Source organism: Ectothiorhodospira haloalkaliphila ATCC 51935, assembly GCF_000633935.1.
GTDB classification, from domain to species: domain Bacteria; phylum Pseudomonadota; class Gammaproteobacteria; order Ectothiorhodospirales; family Ectothiorhodospiraceae; genus Ectothiorhodospira; species Ectothiorhodospira haloalkaliphila.
Genome location: NZ_KK214997.1, coordinates 44,206 through 60,132, shown reverse-complemented (window position 1 = coordinate 60,132; position 15,927 = coordinate 44,206). Strand labels below are relative to the sequence as shown.

Genomic DNA, 15,927 nt, shown 5'->3' with positions numbered 1-15,927 from the left:
GGGTAATGCCTGAGTGGCCGGGGATCCACATCACCGGCGCGCACGACGAAAGGCCTTGAGGCCGGCATTGCGTTGGGTGAGCTGGGAGGGTGGCACGGGGTGTGGAACCTGTTCGCCCAGGTAGCGTAGGTGACTGATGCAGCCCGCCCTGCAATCGCTGGCCCCGAACCCGGGGATCAGGCTGTCTCCGCCCATGCGGGCGTTGAGAGCGCATTCGGCTTCGTGATGCAGTGTGACGTGAACCACGCGGGCGTCCGCGCGGGTGAGCAGCCAGTCGATGTGCCAGCGTCGGGTCTTTTGGCGGCGCAAATGCCGCTCGATACGGGCATCGAGATGTTGCCGGGCGCTGCCGGTGTAGATGTACCAGCCGGCCGGCAGTCGATGGGTGGGAAGTCGCCCTGCCTGTATCCGGCAGGGTCGACGCAGATGAATGTACAACTGATAGGTGGTGGGCAGGGACATGGCCCGTTCAGTATGCCATGTCTCCCACCCACCTGGCGTGGCGTCACCGGCAGGTGACGCCCGGTGGCATCAATGCTCTGCGGCCTTGTTGATGCCGATACCCGTCTGGGAACGGATGTACTGGGCCTCGAACCGGCGACGGTCTTCGGCAGCCCGCTTGGAGCGGTCCAGTTTGGAGAAGACCCAGATACCCAGGAAGGCAATGACCACCGTGAACAGGGCCGGGTTGCTGTAGGGCACGATGGCCTCTTCATTGCCCAGTACCTGCACCCACACGTTGGGGCTCAGCACCACCATGACCACGGCGGAGATCAGGCCCAGGGAGCCACCGATCACCGCGCCCCGGGTGGTCATGTCATGCCAGTACATGGACATGATCAGCACCGGGAAGGTGGTGGAGGCGGCAATGGTGAAGGCCAGGCCCACCAGGAACGCGATGTTCTGGCTCTGGAAGGCGATCCCCAGCAGGATGGCGATGATGCCCAGGATGATCGTGGCCACCCGGGAGACACGCATCTCCTGCTGGCTGGTGGCTTTCTTGTTGATCACGTTGGCATACAGGTCGTTGGAGATGGCCGAGGCGCCCGCCAGGGTCAGGCCGGCCACTACCGCCAGGATGGTGGCGAAGGCCACGGCGGAGATGAAGCCCAGGAAGAGGTCACCGCCCAGGGCGTGGGCCAGGTGGACTGCCGGCATGTTGTCGCCGCCGAACATGCGCCCGGTCTCGTCGAAGTAGTTCGGGTTGCCCATGACGAAGGCGATGGCGCCCATGCCGATGATGAAGGTCAGCACGTAGAAATACCCGATGAAACCGGTGGCGTAGAACACCGACTTGCGGGCTTCCTTGGCGCTGGGCACGGTGAAGAACCGCATCAGGATGTGGGGCAGACCGGCGGTACCGAACATCAGGGCGATACCCAGCGAGATGGCGGAGATGGGATCGCTCACCAGACCACCCACCTTGAAGATGTCCTCACCCAGGGCGTGACGATCGGCGGCCCCCTGGAACAGGCCCTCCAGGCTGAAGCCGTAGAAGTAAAGCGACATCCCGGCGATGAAGGTGGCACCAGAGAGCAGCAGCACGGCCTTGATGATCTGCACCCAGGTGGTGGCCAGCATGCCGCCGAAAGTCACATAGCCGATGATCAGGATGCCGACGATCAGTACCGCCACTTCGAAGCTCATGCCGAAGAGGGTCTGGATCAGGGCACCCGCGCCCACCATCTGGGCGATGAGGTACAGCAGCACGATGGTGATGCCTGCAAAGGCGGAGAACACCCGAATGGGGATCTGCTGAAAGCGGAAGGAGACCACGTCGGAGAAGGTGAACTTGCCCAGGTTTCTCAGGCGCTCGGACATGATGAACATGATCACCGGCCAGCCCACCAAAAAGCCGATGGAGTAGATCAGGCCATCGAAGCCGGAGGTGTACACCAGGGCGGTGATCCCCAGGAAGGAGGCCGCCGACATGTAGTCGCCGGAGATGGCCAGGCCGTTCTGGAAACCGGTGATGCCGCCACCGGCGGTGTAGAAGTCGGAGGCGGTCTTGGTGCGGCGGGAGGCCCAGTAGGTCACACCCATGGTGCCCACCACAAAGACGATGAACATGATGCTGGAGGTCCAGCTGCTGCCACCCACGGCCTCGGTGATGTCGCTGGGCTCGGCCAGGGCCACGCCCACGGTCAGCAGGGCGGCCAGCAGCAAGAAGGTCAGTAAGGGTTTCATTCAGCGTTCTCCCTGACGGCGGCGGTAAGCTTGTCAAATTCCGTGTTGGCCTTGTACACGTAGATGCCGGTGAGCATGAAGGCGAACAGGATGATGCCTACGCCCATGGGCACGCCCAAGGTGATGATGCTGTCGCCAAAGGGACGGATGGCCAGGACGTCAGGCAGGAAGGCCACCAGCATGATGAAGCTGTAGTAAACCAGCAGCATGATGGCGCTCAGGCTCCAGGCGAGGCGTGAGCGCTTTTTCACCAGCCTCTGGAAGTTGGGATCCGCCTTGATGCGGTCGATGGTGCTTTGGTCCATGAATGCTCCCGCTTTGTGCACAGAAGAATGGATATACCCTTATGCTTTTTATGTGGGTATAAGTGCAATGATTAAACGGGCGGATGTTCTTACATCGAGGGGCATGTTGCAAGGCAGCAGCGGCGCATTGCGGCTTTTAATGCCCGGGATCAAGGTTTGGCGATGAGGGGGGGGCACAAATGAAAAAGCCACCATTTCGGTGGCTTTTCGGTGCAATTTGGCGGAGAGGGAGGGATTCGAACCCTCGATACGGGGTTACCGTATACACACTTTCCAGGCGTGCGCCTTCGACCGCTCGGCCACCTCTCCAAAGTGCGTCACCCTGACCGGATAGTCCGGGTCACAAGGGTGTCTGCCAGGCTGGAGGGAAACCCCGCCTGACAAGGTGCGCAAAGATACATCAAACTTCGGAATTTGGCAAACGGGATCGCACCCGGGATCGCGCCATGGTGTTGCGGTATGAGTGATCGGATGATGCGGGCCCCGATGGCTGGCGAGGCGGCCCTTGAAGCGGTGTGGCCTGGGACAGGGGCGCGGGCCGGGCGATGCCGTAGCCTTGCGCAAAATCCACGCCCAGCTCGGCCAGAGTGGCCAGCACCGCATCGTCTTCCACGAACTCGGCAATGGTATGCAGGCCCATCACCCGGCCGATGCGGGCGATGGCGTCCACCATGGAACGATCGATGGGGTCCCGGGCGATATCCCTCACCAGGCTGCCGTCGATCTTGAGGTAGTCCACCGGGAGTTGCTTGAGATAGGTGAATGAGGACAGGCCGGTGCCGAAGTCATCCAGGGCGAAACGGCAACCCCGTTGGCGCAGTTCATTCATGAACAGCCCGGCCCGGGTCAGGTTGGCGATGGCCGCCGTCTCGGTGATCTCGAAACAGATGCGCGAGGCAGGGATCTGGTAGCGCTCCAGTTGCTGGATGACGAAACCGGGGAGTTGTTCATCGTTCAATGAGGCGCCAGAGAGGTTGATGGCATAGATGGTTCCGCTGGAAGAGGATGCATGGCGGGGATCCTCCCTCAAAACATGGGCGAACTGACTGAAGAAATGGTGCACCACCCAGCGGTCCACCGCCGGCATCAGGCCAAAGCGCTCAGCGGCGGGGATGAAGGCGCCGGGCATGACCACCCGGCCTTCCTCATCCAGCATGCGCAACAAGATCTCCTGGTGCGGGGGATGTTGCTGATCGGTAACGGGCACAATGGGCTGCACATCAAGCCTGAAGCGATGCTCCGCCAGTGCCTGGTTGATCCGCGAGACCGCCTCCATCTCTCCGTGTCGCTGGATGAGCTCCTGATCGTCAGGATGGTAAACATGAATGCGGTCGCGACCACGCTCCTTGGCCGCGAAACAGGCCATGTCGGCGGCGCTGAGGACTGCCGTCATGTCTTCGGCGGTGGATTCGAGCATGACGGCGCCGATGCTGATGCCCACCTCGAAGACCCGCCCCTGCCAGACGAACCGGAACTGACGCACCGTCTGACGCAGGTTATTGGCGATCTCCAGGGCCTTTTCGCGAGGGCAATGCTCCAGCAGGACCCCGAATTCATCGCCACCCAGGCGAGCCAGCGTGTCAGAGTCACGAATCTTCGCCAAGAGGGTAAAGGCCAGTTGCTTGAGCAGTTCATCTCCGGCCACATGCCCGCAGGTGTCGTTGACCACCTTGAACTGATCCAGATCCATGTAGAGCAGGGCGTGGTGGGCTTGGAGTTCATGGGCCTGCTTGAGCGCCACCTGCAGGCGGCGCTCGAATTCAAACCGGTTGAACAGCCCGGTGAGGGGGTCATGGGTGGCCTGCCATGACAGCTTGCGTGCCATTTGTCGGGGCTTGGTGACGTCATGAAAGACCAGCACGGCGCCGATGGTGTTCCCCTGACGGTCGCGGATCGGTGCGGCAGAGTCCTCGATGGCACGGGTGCGACCATCGCGGGTGATCATGACGATGTGATTGGCCAGACCCACATTGCGCCCCTCGCGCAGGCAGGCGTCCAAGGGGGTGCGCACCGTGGCACCGCTGGTTTCATTGACCAGTTGAAACATTTCGTCGGGGCGCTTGCCGCGGGCTTCCAGGATGGGCCAGCCGGTGAGGGCTTCGGCCGCTGGATTGAGGTAGTCCACGCGTCCATCGGCATCGGTGGTGACCACCGCATCGCCAATGGAATCCAGCGTGACCTGGGCGCGCTCCTTGGCATTGAAGACGGCTTCCTCGGCCCGCTTGCGTTCCGTGATGTCCTGCACCGTGCCGATCACGGTGCCCACCTGCCCATCCGGACGGCGGATCACCTGCGTCTGTTCATGGACGTGACGCACGTTTCCGTCGGCCCCGATGATGCGGTAGTCCAGTTCGCCGGCGATGCCTTCTTCCATGGCCTTGCGGTCGGATTGTCGCGCGGCTTCCTGGTCATCCGGATGGATGCGTGCGATGAAGCTCTCGTAGTTGAGGTGGCGTTCCGTAGGGGCGGTGCCCAGCACACGGGACATCTCGTCGCTCCAGTAAAACGCCCGCTCGGGCAAGTGCATCTCCCAGGTGCCAATGCGGGCGGTGCGTTGGGCCCGTAACAGCCGTCGGTCTCGCTCTCCAAGGGTGTGCTGGGTCTCGGCGATGCGGGTGACCATCTGATCGAAGGTGCGGCCAAGATCCGCCAGTTCGTCGCCTCCAGTCACGCCACTGCGGGTATTCAGATCACCCTCGGCAAACTGTCGCGTGGCCCGGGCCAGACGCTCGACACGCTTGGTCACTGTCCAGTGGAAGAAGATCAGCCCCAGGACGGCCAGTAGTGCCAGGTAGCCGATGAACCGGAGCACGAGTTCGCGCACATTGCTCTGGGCTGCTGCCTTCGCCGGTATCAGGTTCAGCTGGATCAGCATCAGCCCCTGCGATGGAACCTGCGCCGAGAGGCTGGGCGTGTCGGATATCTGATTGAGCGTGAAGGCGGCCAGGAGGGCATTGCGGGATTCACTGGTGAAAACTTTTCCGACACGGCCGGTGTCGTCGAGCAGGGCCGCGATCGACAGGTCGGGATAGAGGGCCGGGTTCAGGGGATGGGGAATCAGGCTTTCCCAGGGCTCTCCCAGGCGTTGGTCATCCATGCCGACAAGGATCTTCCCTTGCGCGCCCAGGATCACGGCCAGATTGACATCGAGTTCCTCGCTCATGGATTGCAATGTCTGCTGCAGGCGCGCGTGCTCACCTCGCGCCAGCATATCCGCGGCATGATCCTGCAAGCGCTGGGTCAGTGCCTTGAGGTGGCGTGCTTCGGAGGTTTCCACATGATTTGCGGCGGCGTTGAGGCCGAATCGGTAGGCCAGCAAGCTGCTCAGGGCGATAAACACCAGCAGGATCAGAACCGTCAGATAGCGCAGCGGGATGCGCGTCATGTTGGGGCCACTCCTGGGTTACCTCGCGTCCACCCCGTGCCGCCCGGGGAGAGTCGCATCTTCACTTGGGTTGCAGTAAATCCCTGCCGAGTGAAGGTTAACGCAGAAAGCGTGCCGGATGTGCCCGTATGACACCGATCAAGGAAAAGAAATTTCGATTATTGTGGCCCCATCCGCATGATCGAAGCTGCGGGACGGGGCTCGCCGTGCCTCTCACCAAAGCGTGCCGTTGCGCCAGTCCCTGATCACGAGGCCGATGAGCACAAAGATGCACAGCGTGGTGATGATGGTTGCCACCGTCACGACAATGGAAAGAATTTCGACAGATGCCATGAGATTAACCCCATTCGGATCAGTGTTTTGGCGGGGGTTCTTTAAGTTGTTCCCAGTCGAACTCCTGGGGTCTGAGCCAGGTGGTGAGGAGCACGATCACCATGGACACCGCGGCTCCCACCAGGGCACCCACGTAGAACCCGATCTGGAAATAGGCGGTGATACCGGCCGCGCTGCCAGCCACCATGGCCAGTGTGGCGCCCCACCGGTTGGTACGACGCCAGTACAGACCGGCGGCAATGGGCCAGATGGTGCTGGCCACGAACGCACCGGTGAAGTGCAGCAGTTCCGCCAGGGTGGTGATGCGGGGCAGACATAACAGCCACGTGACCACCCCCAACAGCAGGATGGTGACCTTGGTGGCGGTGCGCAGATGATCGGCACTGGCTTGAGGCCGCAGATGACGATAATAGATGTCACGCACCACCAGCATGGCGGTGGCTGCCAGCAGTGAGTCCAGACTGGAAGCCAGGGCGGCGAAGACCATGATCAGTACGATGATGGCACCCGCCAGACCCAGCAACTCAGCGGAGATGATGGGGCCCACCATATCCGCGGCGGGGATGTTGGTCCCCAGGGCAGGTCCGGCCAGGGCGATGAAGCCGGCCACGATGGGGATCGGGGCCCAGAACAGGCCGGCCAGCAGGTAGGCCCACAGCCCGACGCCCTCACGGAACGAGTAGGCGCGTGTCCACCAGACATTGGAATGAAAGATCTCCCCCATGCCGAACAGCAGGTTGTTGAACAGGAACATGATGGCTGCGGGCATCATCAGGGTCAGCAGTTCGGGTCGTTCCAGTTCCAGGCTGAAGTGAATCTCGTCAAAGCCGATGCGGCCAATGACCATCCAGGCCAACACCACCAGGCCGATCAGGATCAGGATGGACTGGATGAAATCGGTGCCGATGACCGCCCGGAAACCGCCGATGAGGGTGTAGGCCACGCAGGCGGCCAGGATCACGGTCATGCCCTGCCAGTAGGGGATGCCCGACAGGGCATGTGTGAGCACGCCACCCGCCATGCCCAGGCTGACCAGCCAGCCAAAGCTGTAGAAGATGGAGATGCCCAGAAAGACCCGCCAAGCCACGTTGCCGTAGCGCAGGCGCACGAAGTCGCCACTGGTATAGCCATGGGGCATGAGTGTGCGAATGCGCTTGGCCAGCGGGGCAAACAGCAGTAGCCCGACGGCGCCCAGGGAATAACCCACCATGCCCCAGATGCCCATCTGATAGGCCAGTTGCGGGGCCATCATGGTGGTGTTGCTGGTCACCCAGGTGGCCATGGCGGTGGCGGTGCCCACGGCCAGCCCCACCTTGCGGCCCGCCAGGACGAACTGGTCCAGTTCCTTGTCCTTTCGACCGAAATACCAGCCCAGCCCCACGTAAAGGGCGGTGAACAGGGCAATCAGCAGCCAGGCAACTCCTGGCTCCAGGATGGCGGTTTCCTGGATGCTCATAGGCGCTCCTCATGCCGGACCCGCCAGCAGGCGGACCCTGAATGTACCGTAGTCGGAGTCATGAATCCTTGGGGATGATCCGGTTGGCCCGGGTGCCGAAGGCGATGACGCCGGCGGTGGCCAGAAAGACCACCCCTCCCAGGGTGAAGATCCCGAAGGCCTGGGCGATAGAGTGGTGCCTGACCTCCACACTTTGTGTCTGGCTCCAATCGGTCTGGCTGCCATCGTCCAGCTGGGCCCGAACCCGGTAATGGAATGTGCCGTTGCTGCGCCCGCTGATCACCGTGGCGCCATCGGCCCCCTGGTAGAACACCTGGGCGTCGGAGAAGTCCTCCTCCGTGGCTTCCTCAAGGCGGAAATGGTCCACCTCGCCTTCATCGAGAGACCAGCGCAACTGGAAATATCCGGCCCGCGCAAGATCCGTGGTGCTTTCCAGGTGGGGTTTGGGGGCTTCGGCCAGGATGGGGACGGGCAGCAGGAACAGGGCCAGCACTGCAGGGACGGCCACCCGAAGGGTAAGCGAAAAACGGCCTGAATGTCGTGAGGACTGAGGCAAGTCACGCTCCTTTGGCCACCGGGCCACCGGCATGCCGTCAGAGGGCCGACGCGCTCACAAGACAATCACTGAGGAAATCGGCCCGTCTGCATGCGATTGAGGCGATGTCTTATGCACTTACCCTAGTCGTGTGCTTTTCGGGGGTCAAGCGCGGGCCACGACGTTTGGGGCGGCTGCCCGGGCTGTCGGCTTTGCCCGGGCGGCCCGGGTGGCGTACATTATGCGCCCGCTCACCATCCGGGTTTCTTCATGCACTGGGCCTCCGTGCTGCGCGTTGTCGGGCTGCTGCTGATGCTTTTCAGCGGGACCATGCTGCCCCCGGCCATTGTCTCCGTGATCTACGACGACGGCGGGCTGTTGCCGTTCGTGGTCTCCTTTGGTGTGTTGCTTGCGCTGGGGTTGCTGCTCTGGCTGCCGGTGTGCCGTTCCCGCCAGGATCTGCGCACCCGGGATGGCTTTCTCATTGTGGTGCTCTTCTGGACCGTGCTGGGCCTCTCCGGGGCTTTGCCTCTGAGCCTGTCCCAGGCCCCTGCCGTCTCGTTCACCGATGCGGCCTTCGAGAGCATGTCCGGGCTTACGACCACCGGCGCAACGGTGCTGATGGGCATTGATGACCTGCCGGAGTCGATCCGCTTTTACCGCCAGCAACTGCAATGGTTGGGGGGCATGGGCATCATCGTGCTGGCCGTTGCCATTCTCCCCATGATCGGGGTGGGGGGCATGCAGCTTTACCGTGCCGAAACCCCGGGCCCGGTCAAGGACAACAAACTCACCCCCCGCATCGCCGAGACGGCCAAGGCCCTCTGGTATATCTATCTGTCACTCACGGTGGCCTGTGCGTCGGCTTACTGGCTGGCGGGGATGAACTGGTTCGACGCCATCGGCCACAGTTTTTCCACCGTGGCCATCGGCGGGTTCTCCACCTACGACGCCAGCATCGGGCATTTTGACAACCCGGTGATCTCCATGATCTGTGTGGTTTTCATGCTCATTGCCGGCATCAACTTTGCCATGCATTTCATGGCCTGGCGTACCCGATCCCTCACCCATTACCTCAAGGAACCCGAGGTGCGCTGGTTCCTCGGTATCATGGGAACGTTGATGATGGTGGTGGTTGCCAGCCTGCTCATTCAGCAGCACTTCGGCCACTGGGGAGAGGCACTGCATCATGGCGTCTTTCAGGCCGTCTCCATCGGTACGACGGCTGGATTCACCACCGATGATTTCGCCCATTGGCCGATCTTCCTGCCGGTGCTTCTCGTCATGGCCGCTTTCATCGGCGGTTGCGCCATGTCCACCGGCGGTGGGATCAAGGTGATCCGATTCATGCTGTTGATCAAGCAGGGCTATCGGGAGGTGATTCGCCTGGTGCATCCCCAGGCCCTGGTGCCCATCAAGGTGGGTGGGAAACCCGTGCCGGATCGCGTGATCGATGCAGTCTGGGGTTTTTTCGCGACCTACATTGCCCTGTTCGCCTTGATGATGCTGACCCTGATGGCCACTGGGCTGGATCAGGTGACGGCCTTTTCGGCGGTGGCGGCCACCATCACCAACCTGGGCCCGGGCCTGGGGGCAGTGGCAGAGAACTATGCGGCCATCAGTGATCTGGCCAAGTGGGTGCTCATGTTCGCCATGCTGCTTGGACGCCTGGAGGTCTTTACCTTGCTGGTGTTGCTGACGCCGGCCTTCTGGCGGCACTGAGCCGGGATCATGGGTCTTGACCCGACCCCGCCGCGGGCAGGCAATGGGCCCGATAGTCACCATGGGGGATGCGATCCGCAGGTCGGGTAGGGCGGTTGTACAGGTAGGTGTGAGCCTGCAATCGACGTCCATCCTGCAGCGTGACTTCGCGGGGAACCCGCAGATACAGGGAATGCGCCGGGTGTTTCGGGTCATAGTCTTCGATGCGGTCGAGACGGGAGAGCGTGAGTGGATCCACCTCATACACCTCGCCATGGACCTTGCCCTGGCCCGTCTTGAGGCCCGGGTAGCTACCCAGGTTGAAGAGTTGCCCGCGGGTGTGGGCGGGCCCAAGAAAACGGGCCGTTTTCAATGCATCGTGACGGCACAGCCCCCGGAGCAGGGTGCCGTAAACGAAGATACGGATGGACAAATCAAGGCCTCCCCAAAGCTGTTCCCATCCCGGGATTCACGATATGACCCACTGGCCCATGGACCGGCGTATCATTTTGAGGTTCCGCTGGTCTGTCAAACGCTTACCGTTGCTTTAAGATAGTGAACCCAACACCCTTGCGGGGAGAAGAGTCCGATGCCGAAGGGGAAAGGCCTCCTGGAGCGATGTTACCTGGCGCTGATGCTGCTGGGGTTGGGCTTGCCTGCCAGCGCTCAGGATCTGCGCGAATACTGGCCGATGGAGGCTTTTCTGGAAAGGCATGCTGAACAGCGTCCGTTGATGCACGCCTTTGAACGCCGGGTGAGCGAATCAGGCAGATCGATACCCGCCGAGCAGAGGCCTGATGTCCCGGTGACGGTGTCCGTGATCTACCCGGGATTACAGATCTCCGATTACTGGCGGCGTAACCTGGTGGCCTTCGAAGGTCGGGCCCGTGAACTGGATCTACCTCTGGATTTGCGGGTGTTTTTCAGTGGTGATGCACGGGATCAGGCCGTTCTGCAGGTGCAGCAGTTGCGGGAGGCCCTGGCCCATGAACCGGACTTTCTCATCTACACCCTGGATACTCCCGCGCATATGGCCTTGATTGATCGGTTGCTGGCGCGGGCCCCAGGGGCCGAGAGGCCCCATATCATCCTGCAGAACATCACCACCCCCGTGCGCGCCTGGAATGGCCTGCAGCCCCTGATGTATGTGGGCTTCGATCATCTTCAGGGCTCGCATCTGTTGTTGGACCATATTCGTTCCCAGGCCCGGGAAGGCGATGAGATCGTGGTGCTGTATGGAACGGACGGCTACGTCAGTCGCGCCCGTGGAGATACCCTGACCCGATCCCTTGTGGATGCGTCGGCGCCACGACTGCGTGATACCTATCTGACCGATCAGAATGTGGATATCGCCGAACAGGCGACGCTGGATGCCCTGGCGCGCCACCGGGATTTGCGGTTCATCTTTGCGTGCACCACGGATACGGCCCTGGCCTCGGTGCGCACCCTCGTTTCCCAGGCGCGCGCCGATGTGCAGGTGACCGGTTGGGGTGGCGGTGGCGCGGAACTGCAGGCCATCCGTGAAGGCACCTTGTCGGCAACGGTGATGCGCCTGAACGATGATGCAGGTGTGGCCATGGCCGAGGCCATCGCACTCCAGGTTCGTGGCATGGGGCACGAGATCCCGCAGATCTATTCGGGGGGAATGCACCTGGTGACACGGGATACTCCTGCCGAAGAACTGGAGGCATTGATGCAGCGCGCCTTCCGTTACTCCGGTGTGCCCGACTTAGTGCGTCACTAGGACGACCGGGGATCATGTTCACCTCCCTTGGGACCCAACTTTGTCGCCCCACACTCACCCGAACCATCATTCTGGCCGTGGGCCTGGCGATGATGCTGATTGCCGGGCTGGCGGTGATGCTCACCATTCAGGGGGCCCGTCAGGCCAACCTGCAGGAGGTGCACCGCAGCTTCGATGGCAGTGCCGCCATTGCCTCCCTGATTCTGGACAAGGAGATTGAATCCGCCGAGCGGGTGGCCAGCGAGCTTGTGAGGCTTCCGGCCTTGCGAGAGGCGGTGTACGCCGATGACCCTGAAGCCGCCATGCACCTGATCAACCTTCACGATCGCTTGCAGGGGCGCAGCCTGTTCGACGCCCTGGTGATCACCCGTGAGGACGAACTCCCCTGGGTGGCGGGCGGTTTTGCGCTTCGACACAGTGACGCCCTGATTCGATGGCTTGCGCATCAGGAACAGGCCACCGTCGCCACCCCCAGCCGGCTTGTGGCGGTCGAGACGGGAGAAGGGGAGTCCATCATGGCGGTGGTCACGCAAGAGAGTTTCCGGGACCCTGACTCGGGTCGGATGGTGGGGCAGTTACTCGGCCTGGTGGCGCTTTCGGCACGGGTCTCCCTGTTCACGGAGATTCGTGCTCGGGCGAATCTCACGGGTGTGGCGCTGGTGCTGGACGGGCAGCTATTTCCCGGCCCTTCGGAGGTGGCCATGCAGATTGCAAACCTCGAAGATGTACCCATCGGCGCTCCTGAGCAGATCGCGATACTGAATCAATGCCGTGTGGCCTGGCGATTGCTCGAACCGGACAGTGTGGAGGCCGATGTCGGCATCGTCATGAGTACAGAGGGTGCAGGCGAGGAGGGATCCATCCTCATTCGAACCGTGTCCATGCTCGGTGCGCTCATTTTGCTGGTGATGGGCGGGTTGCTGGTGTTTCTGACCCGTTCCATCGCCATTCCCATGCGGGATCTCTCCCTGCAGACGCGACAATCCCCCGCGGGGCCCTTCAGCCCCCTGGCAGTTCCCCGGATGCATCGTTACGATGAGCTGGGGCAGGTGGTGGGTGCGTTCAACGATCTGATCGAGCGGATCGGCAAGCATCAGACGGAACTGGACAGGATTGCCCACTATGATCCTCTGACCGGGGTGCCCAACCGGCGTCTGCTGGCTGACCGCATGGACCAGGCCATCGCCCGCAGCCGGCGCAATGGTTGGCCTCTGGCGATCTGCTACCTGGATCTGGACGGCTTCAAGCCCATCAACGATCATCATGGCCACGCCATGGGGGATCAACTGCTGCTGGCCATCACGGCGCGCCTGCGCAACCTGCTGCGGGTTGATGATACCCTGGCGCGTCTGGGAGGGGATGAATTCGTCATCCTTTTTAACAACGTACGAACCATGGAGCAGGCGCATCAGGCCCTCTCCCGGTTACTGGAGGCGGTGGCAGAGCCGGTGACCATCGAAGGTCAACGCTTGGAGATTTCCGCCAGCGTGGGTGTGACCTTTTATCCCACGGACCAGGCCGATCCGGATACGCTTTTGCGACATGCAGACCAGGCCATGTATCGGGCGAAGGAGTCGGGCAAGAACCGCTACCATTTCTTCGAGACCGGCTAGTCTGGAACTTGTGCTGGTGTCAGAATGCTGCGATGCAGCAGGCTTCTGTGTGACTGCAGTGGGCATTTGAACGGAGCAAGAAGGCGAAACATGAACGAACCCGATGACAGGCGGGACAAGCGGGTCAGGGAACAGGCGGCACAGGCCCTGAAGTCAGGGGATTTTGAACTGGCCGAACGCCTGCTGGCTTCGGGCGACGTGGATCTGGCAAGACTCACCGAGACCTTGCGCACCTATCAGGTGGAACTGGAAACCCAGAACGCCGAACTGCGCGAGAGTCAGCTCACCTCCTGGAAGCTTCAGGGATGCTATTCCGCCCTGTTTCACGGCCTGCCCCTGGCGGCCCTGGTGGTGGACCCGACCGGTATCATCCTGGATGCCAATCAAAGGGCCGTGGACCAGTTCGGGCTCTCCACTCAACAGATGCGCGGGCAACTGCTAAGGCGTCTGTTTCATGTGCAGGGGCTGGACCACGTGAACCGCACCCTTGAGGAGGCGGGCCGAGAAGGTGAGGCCGTGCTCAGGGACATACAGCTCAGGCATCAGGAGGGCCGTGCCTTTCCGGGGGATCTGCACGTGCATCGGCTCCCGGGGCGAGACGGGCGGGATTCGGACTTCGCCTGCGTGCTGGTGGACCTGAGCGTCCACAAGGATGCCGAGGCCCGTCTGGAGGCGGCCCTGCAGGCCCTGGAGGCCAGTGAGCGGCGCTACCGCATTGCTGCCGATTACTCGCCGGACTGGGATTACTGGTATGGCGCCGATGGCAGCCTCAAGTATGTCTCGCCGGCCTGTGAGGCCGTGAGCGGCTATACCCGGAAGGACTTTCTCAGGGATCCGGAACTGCTCAAGAGGCTCATGCCTCCCGAGGACGCCGCGCGCTGGCAGGCCCACATGGACGAAATCAATGCGGATGGTGCCTCGTTGCCCAGGCATCAGATGGAGTTTCGCATCCGCCATCGCAATGGCGAAGAGCGCTGGATCGAGCATGAATGCCTTCCAGTGGTGGCTGAGAGCGGCGAATACCTGGGGCGTCGGGCCGTCAATCGAGACATCACCCGGCGCCGGCGGGCCGAACAGTCCCTGCGCGATCGCGAACACCGGGATCTGCTATTCACTCAGTCCATCATCGATTCCCTCAAGTCCAGCATCTGCGTCCTGGATCGTCGCGGAGACATCATTACCGTTAATCGTGCCTGGCGGGAATTTGCCAACAGCAACGGCGGGGTGAACGGTCGTGTGGCGGAAGGCGTGAATTACCTGGAAATCTGCGATCGGGCCATTGCCGAGGGCGAGGAAAGCGTTCGGGCGATCGCTGATGGTATCCGTCAGGTGCTGCGGGGTGAGAGCGATGCCTACGAGGCTGACTATGACATGGGAAATGATTACTACATCCTGCGAGTCTCATCGCTTCGACACGAGACGGAGCAGCCGGAACATGTGGTGGTCAGTCATGTGGATGTCTCGGAGATCAAGCGCGCCGAGACCGCCATGCGTCAGGCCAAGGATGAAGCTGAATATGCCAACCGGGCCAAGTCGGAGTTTCTGTCTGCCATGAGCCACGAGTTGCGCACCCCCATGAATGCCATTCTGGGTTTCTCGCAACTGCTGGAAGCGGATCCCAGCCTGGGTGAGGAGCAACAGGAAAACCTTCAGGAGATCCTCAAGGGGGGGCGGCACCTGTTGGCCCTGATCAATCAGGTGCTGGATCTGGCCAAGGTGGAATCGGGGCGCATGGATCTGTCTCCCGAAAATCTGGGGCTGGAAGAGGTGGTGGAAGAATGTGCGCAACTGGTCATGCCTCTGGCGGATCAGCGAGGCATCGTCGTGGATCTGGGGGAGCCGGCTGGCCAGCGAGTGTGGGCCGACCGGGTGCGACTCAAGCAGGTGCTGATCAACCTGCTATCCAATGCCGTGAAGTACAACCGGGATGGCGGCCGGGTTCAACTTCACTATTGGCCCAAGGAGGCCGAAAGGATACTGCGTATTGGCGTTGAGGATACGGGCCCAGGTATCAGCGAGGCCCGTCAGGCCCAGTTGTTCGAACCCTTCAACCGGCTGGGGGCTGATGCCACCGGGATGGAGGGGACCGGCATCGGACTGTCCCTGTCGCGCAGCATGATCCAGGCCATGGGCGGCCAGATCGGTGTCATCAGTACGCAGGACGAGGGCAGCACCTTCTGGATTGAACTCCCCGTGCCCGAGGACGATCATCCGGAAGCCACAGGAGAGATCAGTACCGCACGGACTCCAGATCCGCATGGCACGACGGAAGATCAGGTGATCCGCCACACCGTGCTCTATGTGGATGACAACCCCTCCAATCTCAATCTTGTGGAACAGATCCTCAAACGGCGGCGCCAGGGCGTGCGGCTCATCGGAGCGCACACCTCGGGCACGGGCCTGGAGTTGGCCCGTGCGCAACGACCGGATTTGATCCTCATGGACATCAACATGCCACACATGAACGGCTTTCAGGTGCTCGATCGTCTGAAGCAGCACCCGGAAACGTTCGATATACCCGTGCTGGCCCTGACGGCCTACGCTTCCCAGCGGGACTCGGCCAAGCTCAGTGAGGCGGGATTTCAGGGTCATCTCACCAAGCCCCTGGACGTGGAAGGCTTTCTGGCCGAAGTGGATGCCTGGCTTGGCTAGTTGCCCTTGAACACAA

General features: G+C 61.9%; 11 protein-coding genes and 1 tRNA gene. 4 read left to right on the top strand and 8 right to left on the bottom strand.

Annotated features, from left to right (window positions below; translation table 11 throughout):
- Window positions 1–30 precede the first annotated feature (30 nt).
- The 7 genes from ECTHA_RS0106205 to ECTHA_RS17265 all read right to left on the bottom strand — a co-directional run bounded on the left by ECTHA_RS0106205 (window position 31) and on the right by ECTHA_RS17265 (window position 8,222).
- Entirely contained in the window at window positions 31–462 is a 432-nt protein-coding gene (locus ECTHA_RS0106205; protein WP_025281800.1) for a GIY-YIG nuclease family protein, read from the bottom strand.
- 69 nt (window positions 463–531) lie between these two features.
- On the bottom strand, window positions 532–2,187 hold the full coding sequence (locus ECTHA_RS0106200) for a cation acetate symporter (RefSeq protein WP_025281799.1): 1,656 nt from the start codon (window positions 2,185–2,187) through the stop codon (window positions 532–534).
- Window positions 2,184–2,492, bottom strand: a complete 309-nt coding sequence (locus ECTHA_RS0106195) for a DUF485 domain-containing protein (RefSeq protein WP_025281798.1) — start codon at window positions 2,490–2,492, stop codon at window positions 2,184–2,186. The genes ECTHA_RS0106200 and ECTHA_RS0106195 overlap by 4 nt, the downstream gene beginning before the upstream one ends.
- Window positions 2,493–2,710: 218 nt before the next feature.
- Window positions 2,711–2,801, bottom strand: a tRNA-Ser gene (locus ECTHA_RS0106190).
- 91 nt (window positions 2,802–2,892) lie between these two features.
- Window positions 2,893–5,877 (bottom strand): EAL domain-containing protein, encoded by a 2,985-nt coding sequence (locus tag ECTHA_RS17270; protein ID WP_238984740.1) that lies wholly within the window; start codon window positions 5,875–5,877, stop codon window positions 2,893–2,895.
- Between the two features lie 352 nt (window positions 5,878–6,229).
- Window positions 6,230–7,666: a sodium:solute symporter family protein gene (locus ECTHA_RS0106175; protein ID WP_025281796.1), complete on the bottom strand. Its 1,437-nt coding sequence runs from the start codon at window positions 7,664–7,666 to the stop codon at window positions 6,230–6,232.
- Window positions 7,667–7,724: 58 nt separating this feature from the next.
- On the bottom strand, window positions 7,725–8,222 hold the full coding sequence (locus ECTHA_RS17265) for a hypothetical protein (RefSeq protein WP_051582606.1): 498 nt from the start codon (window positions 8,220–8,222) through the stop codon (window positions 7,725–7,727).
- A gap of 249 nt (window positions 8,223–8,471) precedes the next feature.
- Between ECTHA_RS17265 and ECTHA_RS0106165 the strand changes: the two genes are divergently transcribed.
- A complete protein-coding gene (locus tag ECTHA_RS0106165) occupies window positions 8,472–9,923 on the top strand; it encodes a TrkH family potassium uptake protein (protein WP_025281794.1) in 1,452 nt (483 codons plus the stop codon).
- A gap of 7 nt (window positions 9,924–9,930) precedes the next feature.
- Here ECTHA_RS0106165 and ECTHA_RS19370 read toward each other — a convergent pair whose 3' ends face one another.
- Entirely contained in the window at window positions 9,931–10,335 is a 405-nt protein-coding gene (locus tag ECTHA_RS19370; protein ID WP_025281793.1) for a gamma-glutamylcyclotransferase family protein, read from the bottom strand.
- Between the two features lie 156 nt (window positions 10,336–10,491).
- Between ECTHA_RS19370 and ECTHA_RS0106155 the strand changes: the two genes are divergently transcribed.
- The 3 genes from ECTHA_RS0106155 (at window position 10,492) to ECTHA_RS18930 (ending at window position 15,911) form a co-directional block, all read left to right on the top strand.
- Complete coding sequence (locus ECTHA_RS0106155; RefSeq protein WP_025281792.1) at window positions 10,492–11,646, top strand: substrate-binding domain-containing protein; 1,155 nt, start codon at window positions 10,492–10,494, stop codon at window positions 11,644–11,646.
- A 14-nt stretch (window positions 11,647–11,660) separates the two neighbouring features.
- Window positions 11,661–13,259 (top strand): diguanylate cyclase domain-containing protein, encoded by a 1,599-nt coding sequence (locus ECTHA_RS0106150; RefSeq protein WP_025281791.1) that lies wholly within the window; start codon window positions 11,661–11,663, stop codon window positions 13,257–13,259.
- Window positions 13,260–13,349: 90 nt separating this feature from the next.
- Entirely contained in the window at window positions 13,350–15,911 is a 2,562-nt protein-coding gene (locus ECTHA_RS18930) for a hybrid sensor histidine kinase/response regulator (protein WP_025281790.1), read from the top strand.
- Window positions 15,912–15,927 lie beyond the last annotated feature (16 nt).